Origin of the sequence: Micromonospora chokoriensis (genome assembly GCF_000718555.1) — a bacterium.
Lineage (GTDB): Bacteria > Actinomycetota > Actinomycetes > Mycobacteriales > Micromonosporaceae > Micromonospora > Micromonospora chokoriensis_B.
On sequence record NZ_JOAN01000031.1, the window covers coordinates 23,273 to 39,630 of the forward strand.

The 16,358-nt window shown below is 72.0% G+C and carries 16 protein-coding genes; 12 read left to right on the plus strand and 4 right to left on the minus strand.

Annotation, left to right across the window (positions count from 1 at the left end; genetic code table 11):
- Positions 1 to 56: 56 nt before the first annotated feature.
- The 7 genes from IF46_RS0129830 (at position 57) to IF46_RS0129860 (ending at position 7,552) form a co-directional block, all read left to right on the plus strand.
- Entirely contained in the window at positions 57 to 869 is an 813-nt protein-coding gene (locus IF46_RS0129830) for a TIGR03936 family radical SAM-associated protein (RefSeq protein ID WP_084598103.1), read from the plus strand.
- Positions 870 to 1,000: 131 nt separating this feature from the next.
- A complete protein-coding gene (locus IF46_RS0129835) occupies positions 1,001 to 4,105 on the plus strand; it encodes an Rne/Rng family ribonuclease (protein WP_030491738.1) in 3,105 nt (1,034 codons plus the stop codon).
- Positions 4,106 to 4,221: 116 nt separating this feature from the next.
- Positions 4,222 to 4,716, plus strand: coding sequence for a hypothetical protein (locus tag IF46_RS0129840; RefSeq protein ID WP_030491739.1), 495 nt, complete (start codon positions 4,222 to 4,224; stop codon positions 4,714 to 4,716).
- 166 nt (positions 4,717 to 4,882) lie between these two features.
- Positions 4,883 to 5,197 carry a 50S ribosomal protein L21 gene (gene rplU, locus IF46_RS0129845; protein ID WP_007464063.1) on the plus strand — a complete coding sequence of 105 codons (315 nt, stop codon included), beginning with the start codon at positions 4,883 to 4,885 and terminating at the stop codon, positions 5,195 to 5,197.
- A gap of 11 nt (positions 5,198 to 5,208) precedes the next feature.
- On the plus strand, positions 5,209 to 5,463 hold the full coding sequence (rpmA, locus tag IF46_RS0129850; protein WP_030491740.1) for a 50S ribosomal protein L27: 255 nt from the start codon (positions 5,209 to 5,211) through the stop codon (positions 5,461 to 5,463).
- A gap of 93 nt (positions 5,464 to 5,556) precedes the next feature.
- Complete coding sequence (gene obgE, locus IF46_RS0129855) at positions 5,557 to 7,032, plus strand: GTPase ObgE (protein ID WP_030491741.1); 1,476 nt, start codon at positions 5,557 to 5,559, stop codon at positions 7,030 to 7,032.
- A gap of 70 nt (positions 7,033 to 7,102) precedes the next feature.
- On the plus strand, positions 7,103 to 7,552 hold the full coding sequence (locus tag IF46_RS0129860) for a GNAT family N-acetyltransferase (RefSeq protein WP_030491742.1): 450 nt from the start codon (positions 7,103 to 7,105) through the stop codon (positions 7,550 to 7,552).
- A 55-nt stretch (positions 7,553 to 7,607) separates the two neighbouring features.
- Here IF46_RS0129860 and IF46_RS0129865 read toward each other — a convergent pair whose 3' ends face one another.
- Positions 7,608 to 8,099 carry a DUF4383 domain-containing protein gene (locus IF46_RS0129865; protein WP_030491743.1) on the minus strand — a complete coding sequence of 164 codons (492 nt, stop codon included), beginning with the start codon at positions 8,097 to 8,099 and terminating at the stop codon, positions 7,608 to 7,610.
- A gap of 231 nt (positions 8,100 to 8,330) precedes the next feature.
- On the opposite strand from IF46_RS0129865, the gene IF46_RS0129870 reads away from it, so the two are divergent.
- The 3 genes from IF46_RS0129870 to IF46_RS0129880 are packed head-to-tail and all read left to right on the plus strand — an operon-like array spanning position 8,331 to position 10,310.
- A complete protein-coding gene (locus tag IF46_RS0129870; RefSeq protein WP_030491744.1) occupies positions 8,331 to 9,176 on the plus strand; it encodes a hypothetical protein in 846 nt (281 codons plus the stop codon).
- Positions 9,177 to 9,207: 31 nt separating this feature from the next.
- Positions 9,208 to 9,675 carry a phage holin family protein gene (locus IF46_RS0129875; RefSeq protein ID WP_030491745.1) on the plus strand — a complete coding sequence of 156 codons (468 nt, stop codon included), beginning with the start codon at positions 9,208 to 9,210 and terminating at the stop codon, positions 9,673 to 9,675.
- A complete protein-coding gene (locus tag IF46_RS0129880; RefSeq protein ID WP_030491746.1) occupies positions 9,672 to 10,310 on the plus strand; it encodes a DUF3618 domain-containing protein in 639 nt (212 codons plus the stop codon). The genes IF46_RS0129875 and IF46_RS0129880 overlap by 4 nt, the downstream gene beginning before the upstream one ends.
- Positions 10,311 to 10,397: 87 nt before the next feature.
- On the opposite strand, the gene IF46_RS0129885 is transcribed toward IF46_RS0129880, so the two are convergent.
- Positions 10,398 to 11,543 (minus strand): glycosyltransferase, encoded by a 1,146-nt coding sequence (locus tag IF46_RS0129885; protein ID WP_232234215.1) that lies wholly within the window; start codon positions 11,541 to 11,543, stop codon positions 10,398 to 10,400.
- A 150-nt stretch (positions 11,544 to 11,693) separates the two neighbouring features.
- Here IF46_RS0129885 and IF46_RS0129890 point away from each other — a divergent pair, with 150 nt between their 5' ends.
- Positions 11,694 to 12,095, plus strand: a complete 402-nt coding sequence (locus IF46_RS0129890; protein WP_030491748.1) for a hypothetical protein — start codon at positions 11,694 to 11,696, stop codon at positions 12,093 to 12,095.
- A gap of 120 nt (positions 12,096 to 12,215) precedes the next feature.
- On the opposite strand, the gene IF46_RS0129895 is transcribed toward IF46_RS0129890, so the two are convergent.
- Positions 12,216 to 12,434, minus strand: coding sequence for a DUF397 domain-containing protein (locus IF46_RS0129895; protein WP_030491749.1), 219 nt, complete (start codon positions 12,432 to 12,434; stop codon positions 12,216 to 12,218).
- A 69-nt stretch (positions 12,435 to 12,503) separates the two neighbouring features.
- Here IF46_RS0129895 and pepN point away from each other — a divergent pair, with 69 nt between their 5' ends.
- Positions 12,504 to 15,020 (plus strand): aminopeptidase N, encoded by a 2,517-nt coding sequence (gene pepN / locus IF46_RS0129900; RefSeq protein WP_030491750.1) that lies wholly within the window; start codon positions 12,504 to 12,506, stop codon positions 15,018 to 15,020.
- 47 nt (positions 15,021 to 15,067) lie between these two features.
- On the opposite strand, the gene IF46_RS0129905 is transcribed toward pepN, so the two are convergent.
- Complete coding sequence (locus IF46_RS0129905) at positions 15,068 to 16,273, minus strand: FAD-dependent monooxygenase (protein WP_030491751.1); 1,206 nt, start codon at positions 16,271 to 16,273, stop codon at positions 15,068 to 15,070.
- Positions 16,274 to 16,358 lie beyond the last annotated feature (85 nt).

Sequence of the window (16,358 nt, forward strand, 5' to 3'; positions counted from 1 at the left end):
TCTGCCGGGGCGATTCGCCCGCCCCGGCTGCGTACCGTCACGAGCCCTGCGCCAGGATGGGCGGACACGCAGGTACACCCGAGGAGCCCACGATCGCCAAAAAGCCTCAACCCGAGGGCGGCCAGGCGCCGGTCGTCCAGCGCGTCCGCATCCGGTACGCCAAGCGCGGGCCGCTGCGGTTCACCTCGCACCGGGACTTCGCCCGGGCGTTCGAGCGCGCGCTACGCCGGGCCGCCGTGCCGGTCGCCTTCTCCCAGGGTTTCCACCCGCACCCCAAGATCTCCTACGCCAGCGCCGCGCCCACCGGGGTGGCGAGCGAGGCGGAGTACCTGGAGATCGCTCTCCAGGCGACGGTCGACCCGGAGCAGCTGCGCGTCGCGTTGGACGCCGCGCTCTCGCCGGGGCTGGACATCCTGGACGCCGTGATCGCCGAGGGGGGCAACCTGCCGGACCGAATCGAGGCGTCGCACTGGCACATCGAGTTGCCTGAGGTCGACACAGCGGTGTTGCGCGCCGCGGTGGACGCGTTCGTGGCGGCCGAGGAGGTGCTGGTCGAGCGGATGACCAAGCAGGGGCGACGTACTTTCGATGCCCGCGCCGCCGTGATATCGATCGATGTCCAACTGCCTGCGCCGACGCCTTCCGGGGCACCGGCCGTACCGTGTGCGATACTCGAACTGGTCGTGCGGCAGGTCACCCCGTCCGTACGGCCCGATGACGTCCTTTCCGGCCTCCGCGTGGTGGCCGACCTGGAGCCGCCGGTTTCGCCGAGGGTGACCCGGCTGGCTCAGGGCACGTTGACCGCGCAGGGTGTGATCGTGGATCCGTTGGATGCGGACCGCGACGGGGCAGCCATCGTTGGGCACTGACCGACGGTCCGTGCTCTGGCAGGCAGACTTCGGCGGTCGCGCACCACGCGCGCCCGGCGGAAACACTTTTGCGGCGACCCTGCGTGGCAGCGCTCACCCGCGCCCGGGGTAGCCAGAACTGGAGAACGTCCATGCTCGAGAACGAGCCCGAGGGCGGCGAACGGACCGGTTCACAGCCGGCCAGCGAGACCGCCGACCAGAGCAGCACGGCCGACGGCGCCGCCGTCGCGCCGCCCCCCACCACCGCTGTCGGTTCGGCCTCGGTGGAACCTGCCGGCGCCCAGAGCGCTGCCGGCGGGGAGGCCGCCGAGCCGGCCGCGCCGGTGCGGCGCACCCGGACGACCCGACGCCGGGCCGCTCCGCTCAACCAGCCGGAGCAGACCGACGCTCCGATCGAGGCTTCCACCGGTGGGGTCGGCAGCGCCGAGTCGCCGCAGGCGGAGGTCTTCGCACCGATCTCCGGCGACCTGGACGTCGCCCCGAAGACCCCCCGGCGTCGCCGCAAGGCCACCGCCGTCGAGACGACCGCCGAGGAGCCGCTGGTCGCGGCCTCCGCAGAGGCGGCGTCGGCCGAGGTGGTTCCGCCGGTCAAGGTGACCCGGACCCGGCGCAGGAAGGCCACCCCGGCAGCCGTCGAGGAGCCGCCCGCCGTCGAGGAGCCGGTCTCCGACGAGGTGCCCGCGGTCGAGGAGCCGGTCGCCGTCGAGGAGCCGGCGGAGTCTGACCTGCGCGAGGCCGAGGCCGAGCTGAATGACACCGGGGCCACCTCGAGCGTGACCCGTGTCGGGCTGCCCTGGAGCACGCAGGAGCCCTCCGGCGACGTGTCGCCAGGTGCGGCCGTGTCCGGTGTGGCGGATGAGCCGAACGAGCCGGCCGAGATCGAGCCGGAGCAGCCGCGTACCCGGCGTCGCCGGGCCGCGCTCTCCGCCCCCACCGTGCTGTTCATGGCACCTCAGCCGGACGCCGTGCCGGTGACCCGGCCGGTGGAGCCCACTCCGGTGGCCGAGGAGCCGGCCGTCGAGGAGGCCGCTGAGCCGTCCCGCCGCCGTCGACGTGGTCGCCGCGAGGCCGAGCCGGTGGAGCCGATCGAGGCGATCGAGGCCGAGGAAGAGCCGACCGAGGAGGCCGACGAGGCCGCCGAGGCGGATGAGGACGACGAGGACAGCGCCGCCGCGCGCCGCCGCCGTCGGCGTGGTCGCCGAGGTCGGGGTCGGGGCAAGGGCGGGGCCGACGACGCCGAGGACGAGGAGTCCGAGGAGGCGGCGCAGGCCGACGAGGAAGAGACCGCCGAAGCTGAGGCAGAGGGCGACGAGGACGAGGAGTCCGAGGGTGGGGACGGCCTGACCCGTCGTCGCCGCCGCCGTCGCCGCCGTGGCGCCGGTGACACCGAAGGCGCGGCCGACGACGGTGTGCCGACCGTGGTGAAGATCCGTGAGCCGCGCCGGACCGTCGACGAGGTGCAGGGTGTGTCCGGCTCGACCCGGCTGGAGGCCAAGCGCCAGCGCCGCCGCGATGGTCGGGAGCAGCGGCGTACCCGCCCGCCGATCCTCAGTGAGTCGGAGTTCCTGGCTCGGCGCGAGGCCGTCGACCGGGTGATGGCGGTGCGCCAGCGCGGTGACCGTACCCAGATCGCCGTCCTGGAGGACGGGGTGCTGGTCGAGCACTACGTCACCCGCAACTCCTCCGGCACGATGGCCGGCAACGTGTACCTGGGCAAGGTGCAGAACGTGCTGCCGAGCATGGAGGCGGCGTTCGTCGACGTCGGCCGGGGCCGCAACGCGGTGCTGTACGCCGGTGAGGTCAACTGGGACATGTCCGGCCTGGAAGGGCGGGCCCGCTCGATCGAGCAGGCACTGCGCTCCGGTGACTCGGTGCTGGTCCAGGTCACCAAGGACCCGATCGGGCACAAGGGCGCCCGACTGACCAGTCACATCGCGCTCTCCGGACGGCACCTGGTCTACGTGCCCAACGGCAACGCCTCCGGGATCAGCCGCAAGCTGCCGGACAACGAGCGCAAGCGGCTGCGCGACGTGCTCAAGAAGCTGGTGCCGGACGGCGCGGGCGTGATCGTCCGGACGGCTGCCGAGGGCGCCACCGAGGACGAGCTGGCCCGCGACGTCAAGCGGCTGCAGGCGCAGTGGGAGGACATCCAGGCCAAGGCCGCCGAGGGCGGCGCGCCGGCGCTGCTCTACGGGGAGCCCGACCTGGTCATCCGGGTGGTCCGGGACCTGTTCAACGAAGACTTCCGCGAGCTGGTGATCGAGGGCGAGCAGTCGTACGACATCGTCGAGTCGTACCTGTCGCACGTCTCGCCGGATCTGGTCGACCGGGTGCGCCGGCACGTCGGCACGAGCGACGTCTTCGCCGAGTACCGGATCGACGAGCAGATCATCAAGGGCCTGGACCGCAAGGTCTTCCTGCCCTCCGGTGGCTCGCTGGTGATCGACCGCACCGAGGCGATGACTGTCGTCGACGTCAACACCGGCAAGTACACCGGCTCCGGGGGCAACCTGGAGGAGACCGTCACCCGCAACAACCTGGAGGCGGCGGAGGAGATCGTCCGTCAGCTCCGGTTGCGCGACATCGGCGGCATTGTGGTGATCGACTTCATCGACATGGTGTTGGAGTCGAACCGTGAGCTGGTGCTGCGCCGACTCACCGAGTGCCTTGGCCGGGACCGCACCAAGCACCAGGTCACCGAGATCACCTCGCTCGGCCTGGTGCAGATGACCCGTAAGCGGATCGGCGCGGGCCTGCTGGAGGCGTTCAGCGAGACCTGCGAGTGCTGCAAGGGCCGGGGCGTCATCATGCACACCGAGCCGGTGCCGGAGAAGCCACGCCCCGCCGGTGCGGCGGAGAAGGTCAAGGCGGTCGCCTCGTCTGTTGCCGCCGCTCCGGCCGCCGAGCAGGGCACCGCGTCGTCCCGCCGCCGGGCGCGTAAGAGCGCCCCGGCCGAGCGGACCGTGGTCGAGGTCGTCGACACCGCCACCGACTCCAGCGCCGAGCCGGACGCCGACTACCAGGACACCATGGGCTACGACCTGTCCCGCTACGAGTCGGACACCGCCGCCGCGCCGGCGATCTCCGATGCTCAGCAGGGCGAGTCGGCCCGGCTGGCCGCGGCGGACGACCCGGACGCGCTCGGCGACGGTGAGGGCGACGAGGAGACCACCGAGGGCGGCGGCGGCCGCCGCCGATCGCGCCGGGGTGGCACCCGTCGGCGGACCCGCCCCTGACCGCCTGACCGGCCATGTGTTTGGCGAGGTCCCTTCCCCGGCAATGTGACGGGGGAGGGACCTCGTCGTTGTGGCCACCCGGTCCAGGAACGGTCGTCCCGGGTCAGGAGAAGAAGATGCGCCGTCTGTTCGCCGTCACCGCGCTGGTCACCGTGCTCTCCAGCGTGGCCGGCTGTTCCACCGATCGGCCCATTGGCGGGGCCACCGAGGGCTCTGGCTCGGCGGGCGGTGGCGCTTCCCCCGGGCCGACCGGCCTGTTGACAAGCGGTGGTGTGGCGGGCGGCAACACCACCCAGGTGTGTCGCGCCGCGCAGGAGGCCAGCGCCACCGCCGTCCGGACGTACGTGGCGGAGTTGGGCCAGATGATCGCGGCGGTGGGTGCCGGGGACAGCCGCCCGGCCGAGGCCGCCCGGGGGCGGGCTGAGGTGGCGCTGATCGACTGGCGGACCGCGCTGCGGGAGCAGTCGGAGCGGACCGCCGATCCGCAGCTCAAGACCCTGCTCACCGATATCGGCACCGAGGTCTCCGCACTCGGAGCGGATGTCGAGTCGATCGACGAGACCGAACTCGACCGGCTCCAGCAGCGCCTCGACCAGCTCTGCGCCCGCTGACCAGGGCGGGCCGGTTTGGGATCCGGGCCGGCAATGGCGTACTCTTGCCTGCGGCGCACTTTTGGTGTGCCGAGTTCCCGTGTGCCCGCGCCGCCGTGCACTGCTACCCGGCGAGCCGCCGCGGGGACAACCGCCAGCAGCCTCAACGACAGGGAGTCCGCCTCCGATGTACGCGATCGTCAAGACCGGCGGCAAGCAGTACAAGGTCGCCGAGGGCGACGTGATCGAGGTCGAGAAGCTCACCGGTGCCCCCGGTGACGCGGTGAAGCTCACCGCGGTGCTCCTCGTCGACGGTGACGACCTGGTGACCGACGCGGCAAAGCTTGCCGAGGTCGCGGTGTCCGGCGAAATCGCCGCGCACACCAAGGGCCCGAAGATCCGGATCCACAAGTTCAAGAACAAGACTGGCTACCACAAGCGCCAGGGTCACCGCCAGCCGTTGACCCAGGTCAAGGTGACCGGCATCTCCAGCGGGAAGTAGGTCGTCCTCTCATGGCTCACAAAAAGGGTGCGTCCAGCTCGCGTAACGGTCGTGATTCTGCGGCCCAGCGACTCGGCGTGAAGCGCTTCGGTGGTCAGGTCGTCAGCGCCGGTGAGATCATCATCCGGCAGCGTGGCACCAAGTTCCACCCCGGTGACCTGGTCGGCCGTGGCGGCGACGACACGCTGTTCGCGCTGTCCGCCGGTTCGGTCCTGTTCGGCACCAAGCGCGGTCGCAAGACCGTCAGCATCGTTCCGCAACAGTAGTTCTCGGGCTAAGCGGGCCGCGGACCTCCGGGTCCCGGCCCGCTTAGCTTTTTTCGAAGTGCGGGGTCGGACCTCGCTGGAAGGATTGACGCCGTGGCAACGTTCGTTGACCGGGTCGTGCTGCACCTGCAGTCCGGCGATGGCGGGCATGGTTGTGCCTCGATCCACCGCGAGAAGTTCAAGCCCTTCGGCGGGCCGGACGGCGGCAACGGTGGGCACGGCGGCAGTGTGTCGCTGGTGGTCGACCCGCAGGTCACCACGCTGCTCGACTTCCACTTCCACCCGCACGTCAAGGCCGACAGCGGCAAGGGCGGCGCCGGGTCGAACCGGGACGGGGCCAACGGCCAGAACCTGCTACTCAAGGTGCCCAACGGCACCGTGGTGCAGACCACCGACGGCACCGTGCTGGCCGACATGGTCGGTGCCGGCACCACCTTCGAGGTCGCCCGCGGCGGGCGTGGCGGGCGTGGCAACGCGTCCCTGGCCAATGCCAAGCGCAAGGCACCCGGCTTCGCCGAGCTGGGGGAGCCCGGCGACCAACTGGACATCGTGCTGGAGCTGAAGAGCGTCGCCGATGTGGGCCTGGTGGGCTTTCCGTCGGCCGGCAAGTCGTCGCTGATCTCGGTGATCTCCGCCGCGAAGCCGAAGATCGCGGACTACCCGTTCACCACGCTGGTGCCCAACCTCGGCGTGGTCCGGATGGACAACCACACCTTCACCGTCGCCGACGTGCCGGGCCTGATCCCCGGCGCGGCCACCGGCAAGGGGCTGGGCCTGGAGTTCCTGCGGCACATCGAGCGCTGCTCCGTGCTGGTGCACGTCATCGACTCCGCGACCCTGGAGCCCGGCCGTGACCCGGTGGCCGACATCGACGCCATCGAGGCCGAGCTGAGCCAGTACGGCGGCCTGACCGACCGTCCACGGCTGGTCGCCGTCAACAAGGTCGACGTGCCGGACGGCCGGGACCTCGCCGAGATCGTGCGCCCCGACCTGGAGGAGCGCGGCTACCGGGTCTTCGAGGTCTCCGCGGCCACCCGGGAAGGGCTCAAGGAGCTGACCTACGCGATGGCCGAGTTGGTCGACGCGGAGCGTAAGGCCGCCCCGCCCGCCGAGCCGACCCGGATCGTGATCCGCCCGATGGCCGTGGACGACGACGGTTTCACCATCACGGCCGAGACGGACGGCTCGTTCACCGTTCGCGGTATCCGGCCGGAGCGCTGGGTCAAGCAGACCAACTTCGACAACGACGAGGCGGTCGGCTACCTGGCCGACCGGCTGGCCCGACTCGGGGTGGAGGCCAAGCTGGCCAAGGCCGGCGCGCAGCCCGGTGACCTGGTTCGGATCGGTGCCCGCGAGTTCGACTGGCAGCCGACACTCTTCGCCGGCGTGGAGTTCGTCCCCGGCAACCGGGGCACCGACGTCCGCCTGGAGGAGAAGTCGAACCGGGCCTCCGCCGCGGATCGGCTGGCGGCCCGGAAGGCTCGCCGGGTGCGGTCGGCGGACCACCTGGGTGCGGACGCGTCCGACGACCTCGACGACGACATCGACGACGAAGATGACGCCGAGTAGTTCGTTGCGCTCCGTGATCGGGTTGAATTCCGGAAACCTTCGCGAAATCCACGCCTCCTAGCGTGGGGTGATGTTGATCGAAGCCCGGCCTGCCATCGATCCGGAGATTGCCGCCATGGTCATCGCGCAGCAGCGTGAGCTGCGCGAGGCCGACGGTGGGTTGGATGGGCAGGTCTACGTCCCCCATGACGACGTGCGCTACCTGGCGGTGGTGGTCAACGGTCGGGCGGTCGCCTGCGGTGGGCTCCAGGCCATCGATGCCGAGACTGGCGAGGTCAAGCGGATGTACGTCCGGCCCGCGTACCGGGGGCGGGGCATCGCCCGTCAGTTGCTCGCCGCGCTGGAGGAGTGCGCGTTCCGGCAGGGGCAGTCGGTGGTCTGCCTGGAGACGGGCACCTACCTGCCGGCCGCGATCGCGTTGTACACCTCGTGTGGCTACGAGCGGATCCCGGTCTACGGCGAGTACGTGGGTAACCCGTACAGCGTCTGTTTCGCCAAGCGGCTGCCGGTCGCGGCCTGACGGCCGGCGTCGCCGCTGCCGCGCCACCGTGTAGCGGGTGACCAAGAAACCCAGGTCAGTGCCGGTCGGCCGGGCTGTCCAGGCGTCCGCCGGTGCCCGCCTGGCTCGACAGCAGCAGCCCGAGCGCGATCATCCCGAAGCCGAGCGCGAGGTGCAGCCAGTTGTCGGCGTCGTTGACCGGCAGGATGTTCGCCCCGCCCTCCGGGCTCAACCCCTCGATCACCAGGCCGTAGATCCAGAGCGCGAGGTAGATCGCGCCGCCGGCGGCCAGGAACACGCGGGCGCCGGAGACCCTGCGGGCCAGCACCAGACCGGCCAGCCCGAAGAGCAGGTGCACCGCGTTGTGCAGGATCGACACCTGGAACAGCCCGAGCAGGTGGGCGCCCGAGTGGTGCCCGCCGAACCTCAGCTCGCCGTAGTCGGTGGTGATGCCGGGAATGAAGCCGAGCACGCCGATCAGCAGGAAGACCCCGGCCACGACCAGCGCGGCCACCTGTACCCGGGGTCGGTGGCCGGCCGCTCGGCCGCCCCGTGCGTCTCGTGCCATCGCTGCCCCCTTCGTGGATCTGCCAGCCTTCGCGAACCTCACTGTCCGCAGCGGCGACGTGACGCAGCCCGACGATCCTCCATTTTGAAGACCATCCGGCCGGCGGCGCAGAGAAATACACGAAGAGGTATGGATGCCGAAACGCAGGGTAGGTGAATGGTCAGCGGCTGCGGAAACGCGACCGCATCCCCCCGACACAACCGCGACGATTTTCTGAGCGGAAGGGAAATCATGACCTACGATCTTTCACCGACGCCTTCCACGTACGGGCAGCAGTCGACAAACGGCGGTGGCGTCCGCGACCAGGCCCGCCAGGTCGGCTCGGAGGCCGCACAGGCTGGCGGCGCGGTCGCCCAGACCGCCAAGGAACAGGGCACCGAGGTCGGCCGCGAGGCGGCCCGGCAGGCCCGCAACCTGTACGGCGAGGCGCGCAGCCAGCTGGCCAGCCAGACTGGTGAGCAGCAGCGCCGGGCGGCCGGCGGGCTGCGTTCGCTGGCCGACGAGATGCGCTCGATGGCCGAGCAGGGTGGCCAGGCCGGCCCGGTGACCGAGCTGGCCCGCCAGGCCGCCGACCGGGTGCACGGCGTCGCCGGTTGGCTTGAGGCGCGCGAGCCCGGTGACCTGCTCACCGAGGTACGCGACTACGCCCGCCGCAGTCCGGGCACCTTCCTGGTCGGCGCGGCGGTCCTCGGCGTGCTGGCCGGCCGGCTGACCCGTGGCATCTCCGCCGCTGGTGACGGCTCCGGCAACGGTTCCTCGACCTATCGGGGCGCCGGGGCGTACGACCCGGAGCAGACCGCCGTGATCCCGACGCCGCCGCCGGCGCCCCGCGCGGTGCCGGACGCCGTCCCGCCGGGCGGCTACCTCGACCCGACCCCCGGCACGCACACACCGCCGACCTCCGGCGGTTACGCCGATCCGGCACCCGGCGGTCACGCCGAGCCCAGCCGGGGCGACTACACCGAGCCCAGCCGGGGCGACTACGCCGAGCACTCCGGCACCGGTCAGCCGCTGCCGCCGGTGACCCAGACCGACCCGCTGCCGGGCGTGCCGTCCAGCGGCAGCCCTCGCCCGTGAGCCGCCGAGTCATCCGAAGGGAGGCGAAGGCATGAGCATGCCGACGCAGGGGTCCGGCCTGGACTCCGGTTACCACCCCGACGCGGGTGCCCCGCACAGCGCGGCCGAGGTGAAGGGCAGCTCGCTGGGTGACCTGATGCGGCAGGTCACCACCGACCTGTCGACGCTGATGCGGCAGGAGGTCGAGCTGGCCAAGGCCGAGATCCGCCAGGAGGGCAAGAAGGCCGGCAAGGCGGCGGGCCTCTTCGGCGGTGCCGGCTTCGGCGGCTACATGGTCGCGCTCTTCGTGTCCATCGCCGTGTGGCAGTTCCTGGACAACGTCATGGACTCCGGCCTGGCCGCGCTGATCGTGGCCATCATCTGGGCCGCGATCGCCGCAGCCTTCTATTCCATGGCCAAGAAGAACGCCCAGCAGGTACGTGGGCTGAAGCAGACCAACGACAGCGTGCAGCGGATTCCCGACGCGCTCAAACCGCACCCGGAGGGAGTCACCCGATGAGCACCGATCCCGATCAGATCCGCCGGGAGATCGAAGCGACCCGTAACAGCCTCAGCTCCGACGTGGACGCGCTGGCGTACAAGGTCAGCCCCAGCCGCATCGTGGACGACCGCAAGCAGCGGGCCCGTTCCGCTCTGCAGAATGTGAGGAACAAGGTCATGGGAACCGCATCTGACCTCGGCCACGGCACTGGCCAGGCCGCCCACTCGGTGGGCGACCGTGCCTCGTCGGCGGCCTCCAGCGTCAGCGACGCGGCGCACTCGGCGGCGACCACGGTCAGCGACGCCGCGCACAGTGCGCCGCGGGTGATCCGGCAGAAGTCCCAGGGCAACCCTCTCGCCGCCGGCCTCATCGCGTTCGGGGTCGGCTGGCTGGCCTCGTCGCTGATCCCGGCCTCCCGCCGCGAGCAGCAGGCGGCTACCCAGGTGAAGGCCAAGGTCAGCGAGCACAGCGGGGCGGTGAAGGAGAAGCTGGGCGAGGTGGCGAGCGAGCTGCGCGAGCCGGCCCAGCGCGCCGCCGAGTCGGTGAAGGCCACCGCTCAGGACGCCGTGCACGCGGTCCGGGACGACACGAAGTCCGCCGCGCACGACGTCAAGGACCAGGCCCAGCAGGCAAGGCACCAGGTCAACTCCTAACCGCACCCGACCACCCCAACAGCAATGACAGCTCGCGGCCACCACCCGGTGCCCGCGAGCTGTCGCATTCCCCCGCCGATCTTGCACTTATGGTTGGGTTTTTGTCCCCTCTGGGGTGTTCTGTCCCAACACAAAGTGCAAGATCGCGCGGGTCTGCGGGGTGTGGGTCGCGGCTCGGCGGATTCGGGTGTCTCTGTAGCGGACGCCGCCGAGGACGAGGCGCTGGCCGAGCGCCAGCCAGCTGCACGCGCCACGTTCCAGCAGCCAGAGCGGGGCGGCCAGCGTGGCGCTCGGCGGAAAGACCCTCCCGCCGCCGGCACGGCGGCGACCGGCCTCGGCCAGGGCGACGACTCCGGCCGCCGCGCCGAGCAGCAGCCCGGGCCGGCGGGCCGCGAGCGCCGCCGCCAGCCCCGGCAGGACCGCGAGCGCGGTCAGCAGGCGAGCCGGCTGGGCCAGATCGTCGTACGCCTGGCGGACTCGTTGACCACGAAAGTGCGCGGCAGGCGGGGGCAGCCGGCGGACGTACAGCCAGCCCGGCTTGGCCTCGACACCGCCGTACCCGCGCACGGTGCGGATCAGCTCCAGGTTCTCGAAGAGCACATCCGGGTCGTACCCGCCCATGGCGAGGAAGGTGCTGCGCCGCACGGCGAGGGTGCCCGGGTAATCATCCCCGAGCGCCCGGTTGAGCAGCGTACGGCCGGTGTCCCACCAGGCGTGCCAGGGCAGCGGGTCGAAGTAGTTCTGCGGTCGTACGAGATCGACCCGGGCCAGCAGTCGGTGCATGGCGGTCAGCGCGACTTCGTCGTACCGGACGTCGTCGTCGGCGATCAGCACCTGCTCGTGGCCGGCCGCGCGGACGCCGGTGCGTACGCCGAGCACCTTGCCGTTGAGGCCGCGCTCGGCGGGGTCGGGTGGGAGGTGCCGGACCAACCCTCGCCAGGCCTCGGCGTGCCGAGCGAAGCGGTCCGGAGGTGAGCCGTCGACCACGAGCACGTCGACCCGGTCGGCCAGCCAGCGCAGATAGTCGGTCAGCTCGGTCAGGCCCAGGTCGGTGTGCCAGTGCAGCGGCAACACGTACGTCATCGGCAGGCGGGACGGTGCAGCGTCGACCCGCCGTGCCGCCCGCAGGACGTCGCCGCCGTACCGCTCGCCGCGCTCGCCGGTGGACCGGTAGCTGGCGCGGAGCAGCGCGAGGGTGCTGTCCGGGCTGCGGTCGGCCGGCATCCTCGCCATCGAGTGCTCCTCACGCGCGGGGCGGGCCGGTCGCCGCCGGCCGGCTGCGTCTACCCCCGTGGCCGCCGCTGAATCCCCCGCGCCGGCTGGCCCCTCCCAGGGGCGGCGGAACCTGGTTTGCTGCTGGTGGGACAACCACGGGGAGGGCGGATGCGCGACAACAGATCGCCGCACTGGCGGCAGCGGCGAGCGGCCGGGGCACTGGGTGGAGGCCGCGACGGGCGGTCCCTGATCGGGCCGCCACGGCGGCCCACCCGTCCACACCGGTTCTTCACCGTGCACCTGGGCTTCACCGCGCCGGGCACGGCCGAGGCGCGCGAGCTGGCCGTGGCGTACGCGGAGGCGCTGAGCCTGCTCCGCTCGGAGGTGGCGCTCGGGGCGGCGGCCCTGTCCCCGGCGGACGCCTGGCAGCGGGCCGAGCGGCTGTTCTGCGGTGCGCTCGGCCCGGACGGGGAGCGTTGCGTCGACGTGGCCGACCATCCCGGCTTTCACCATGCCCCGGGGCCCGGTGGCCTCGGCTGGGGCAACGGCGACGGCCCCGGCGATGGCTGACCACCGGCCGGAGTTGGTCGAGCCGGGAGCGCGTCGGCGACCCCGCCCCCGTGGCTGTGCCGGCACCCTGACCACGGGCACCGGCACGGCCATCCACCACCGACGAGTCGGCGGGCACGATCAGTCCAGGTCGAACTCGCCGTCCTGCGCGCCGGCCACGAACGCGTCCCACTCGGCCTGGGTGAAGACCAACACCGGCCCTTCCGGCTCGGCCGAGTTGCGCATCCCGATCAGGTCGTCGACGAAGGCGACCTCAACGGCACTGTCGGAGGTGTCCCCTTCGGCCCGCTGCCAGACCGCCCGAGAGAGGTCGAAGTCGCCCTTGGGGTGTTGCGCCATGGTTCTTTCCTCCAGTGCCGAGGGTCATGTGGTGACCGGGTGCCGATCCCCATCGGGCAGGATAAGCGGATGCCGAGCCTGACCCGTGTAGAGGCGACCGCGCGTGGCGCGGCGATTACTGTCGAGTCTTATCAGGTGGACCTCGACCTGACCGGTGACGCCGAGCTGTTCCGCTCCCGCGTCGAGATCCGGTTCCGAGCCACCGCCGGCGCCGCGACCTTCGCCGAGGTCAAGCCCGCCAAACTGCTCGGTGTACGCCTCAACGACCGCGATCTCGACCCCGACCTGCTCACCGACAACCGGCTGCCGCTCGACGACCTCGCCGGGGAGAACACGCTAATCGTCGAGGCGGAGATGGCGTACTCCAGGACGGGGGAGGGGATGCACCGCTTCGTCGACCCGGCCGACGGCGAGACCTACCTCTACGCCGAGTCCTTCCTCGACAACGTGCAGCGCATCTTCGCCGCCTTCGACCAACCCGACCTCAAGGCCCCGTTCACCCTCTCGGTCACGGCCCCACCGGAGTGGATCGTCGCCGGCAACGCCGAGGTGACGGCCAACCCGGCCCCCGGGCGCTGGGAGTTCGCACCGAGCGCACCCCTGGCCACGTACTTCTTCTCGCTGATCGCTGGGCCGTACCACGTCCGGCGGGCCGAGCACGACGGTGTGCCGCTGGGCATCTACTGCCGCCGGTCGCTCGCCGAGCACCTGGACGCCGACGCCGAGGAGATCTTCACCATCACCCGGCAGTGCCTGGACCGGTTCCACCAGCTCTTCACCGAGCGCTATCCGTTCGGCAAGTACGACCAGGCGTTCGTGCCCGAGTTCAACGGCGGCGCGATGGAAAATCCCGGCCTGGTCACCTTCCGCGACGACTACGTGTTCCGATCGGCGGTCACCGACACCCAGCGCGAGCAGCGGGCCGGCACCATCGCCCACGAGATGGCCCACATGTGGTTCGGCGACCTGGTCACCATGCGCTGGTGGGACGACCTGTGGCTGAACGAGTCCTTCGCCGAATATCTGGGCACCCGGGTCAGCGCCGAGGCGACCCGCTTCGACCAGGCGTGGACGACCTTCGCCATGCGCCGCAAGGCCTGGGGGTACGCCGCCGACCAGCGTCCCTCCACTCACCCGATCGCCCCGCAGGAGGTGGCCGACGCCGAGCAGGGCCTGCTCAACTTCGACGGCATCTCGTACGCCAAGGGGGCCAGCGTGCTGCGGCAGCTGGTCGCGTGGCTCGGCGACGAGGCGTTCCTCGCCGGTCTGAACGCGCACTTCGCCGCGCACCGTTTCGGCAACGCCACCCTCGCCGACCTACTGGCCAGCCTCTCCACCAGCAGCGGACGGGACCTCTCCGAATGGGCCGAGCTGTGGCTGCGCCGGCCGCAGGTCAACACGTTGCGTGCCGAGGTCACCGTGGACGCCGACGGCCGCTACCACGAGGTGGCCGTGGTGCAGACCGCGCCGGAGTCTCACCCGGTGCTGCGCCCGCACCGGATCGGCGTGGGCCGCTACTCGGCGGACGGCACCGTGCGGCGCGACGAGGTGGACATCGACCCGCGCGCCGACGGAGGCCGGACCGTGCTCGGCGCGCTGACCGGCGAGCCGGCGGCCCGGCTGCTGCTGCTCAACGACGGTGACCTCACCTTCGCGAAGGTGCGACTCGATCCGGCGTCGGCGGACGCCGTCGCGCTGGTGCTGCCCGGTCTGACCGATCCGCTGGCGCGGGCGGTGCTCTGGAGTGAGGCGCTCGACGCGGCGACCGACGGGGAGCGGCCGGTAACCGGCCTGGTCGACCTGATGGTCGCCGCGCTGCCCGCCGAGACCGAGGTGATCATCGCGGAGGACGTGCTCACCCTCAGCCGGTCACTTGTCGACCGCTACCTCGACCCGCTGACCCGGTCTGCGGCGCTGGCCCGGATCGCCGGGGCGTGCCGACAACTGCTCGACGGGGCGCCGGCCGGGGAGTCGTTGCAGCTCGCCGCCGCACGGGGCTGGATCACCGCGACCACCGACGCGGACCTGCTCGTCGGCTGGCTTGCCGGCCGGGACGTGCCGGTCGGTCTGCAGGTCGACGCGGAGCTGCGCTGGGCGGTGCTGCGCCGACTTGTGGTGCTGGGTGCCGCCGGCGAGGCGGAGATCGCCATCGAGGCCGCCGCCGACAACAGCTCCACCGGCGCGGAACGGGCCGCGCGCTGCCGGGCCGCCCTGCCCGACCCGGCAGCGAAGCAGGCAGCCTGGGAGATCATCGTGCAGGACGCCGAGCTGTCGAGTCGGCTGCTGGAGGCGACCGCCGAGGGGTTCTGGCAACCCGAACAGGCCGAGCTGACCAGCGCGTACGTCGATCGGTACTTCGCGGAGATGCCGGCCGCCGCGCAACGGCGTACCCCGTGGACGGCCGATCGGGTGGCGGCCCTGGCGTTCCCTCGCTACGCCGTGGCGCAGCCGACCCGAGAGGCGGCCGCGGCGCTGTTGGCCCGCGATGACCTGACGCCCGGCCTGCGCCGGGTGGTGACCGACGCCGACGACGACCTGCGTCGCGCGCTTCTCGCCCGGACGGCGGTGGCCGCCGCCTCGGCCTGAACGCTGGCTGGCGCGGGGCGGCCAACCTGCCGCCCCGCGCCCACAGCTCAGCGCAGGGCGGGCTCCGCCGTGACCGGCGCGTCCCAGTCGATGACGTAGCGCTGCTCGTCGGCGACGGTCTTCTCCGGGTCCAGCACCGTGCGCGCCATCAGCGGCATCAGCAACGGCATCAATGTCCGGGCGACCGCCCCGGGGGCCTTCGCATGGTTGATCCGGGCCGCGCGGGCGGCGACCTTCTCCACGCGGGTACGACGCAGCCGCACGTACGCGGAGAACGCCGCCTCGACGTCCGGCAGGTCACGCAGGCAGCGGGCGAGCTGCACCGCGCTCTCGATCGCCAGTGAGGCGCCCTGCCCCGAACTGTTCGACGGCGCGTGCGCCGCGTCGCCGACCAACACCATGCGACCTCGGTGCCAGTGCGGTACGGGCGGCATGATCTGCAACGACCCGACCACCTGGAGTTCGTCGGCGCTGCTGGTCGCGATCAACTCCCGGCCCGGGTCGTCGTCGCCGTACGTGGTGCGCAGCGTGTCCAGCCACTGCTCCGCCGGCACCGCGCGGGCCTCGACGAGGCTCATCGGCCGCTGCTGCGGCAGGTTGGCCCCCCACCGGGTGCCGCCGCCGGGCTCCGGCCAGTACAGGTAGTAGCCGCGTCGCCCGAACGCGAACGTCATCGTGCCCGGCTCGGCGTCCACCTCGTGCCGGGCGACTGCCTCGAAGCCGAGCAGCCCGGTGAACCGGGGGCCGGGCGCGGCCGGGTCGATGAGGCCCCGGACCGTGGAGCGGATGCCGTCCGCGCCGACGAGGATGTCGGCGGTCGCGGTGCTGCCGTCCTCGAAGTGGGCGGTCACGCCGTCGCCGGTCTGCGCGGCGTCGAGCAGTCGCTTGCCGTACGCGAACAGCACGCCCTCGGCGGTCGCCTGGTCGTGCAGCACCCGGTACAGCTCGGCGCGATGCACCACGCGCAGCGGCGGCACCCCGGCCAGCGTGGGCATGCTGATGCGGCGACGGCCGATGGCCAGGGCGCTGCGTTCGATCGGAGTCGCGATCGCCGTCACCGCCTCGTGGACGTCGACCGTGCGCAGCGCCGCCACGCCGTTGGGCGCGAGGGCGAGGGTGCCGCCGATGCCGTTGGCCGTCGTGGGGTACGCCTCGTAGACGGTTGCGGTGATGCCGGCGCGGCGCAGCGCGAGCGCTGTCACCGGCCCGGCGATGCCGCCGCCGATGACGATCGCGGTTCGTACCGTGGTCATGCTCTCTCCCTGGGTGTGGTCGTTGGTGCGCTGCCGCGTTGGCGCGCGGACGCACGGACCTGGGAGGGAGCCCGGTTATCCTCGT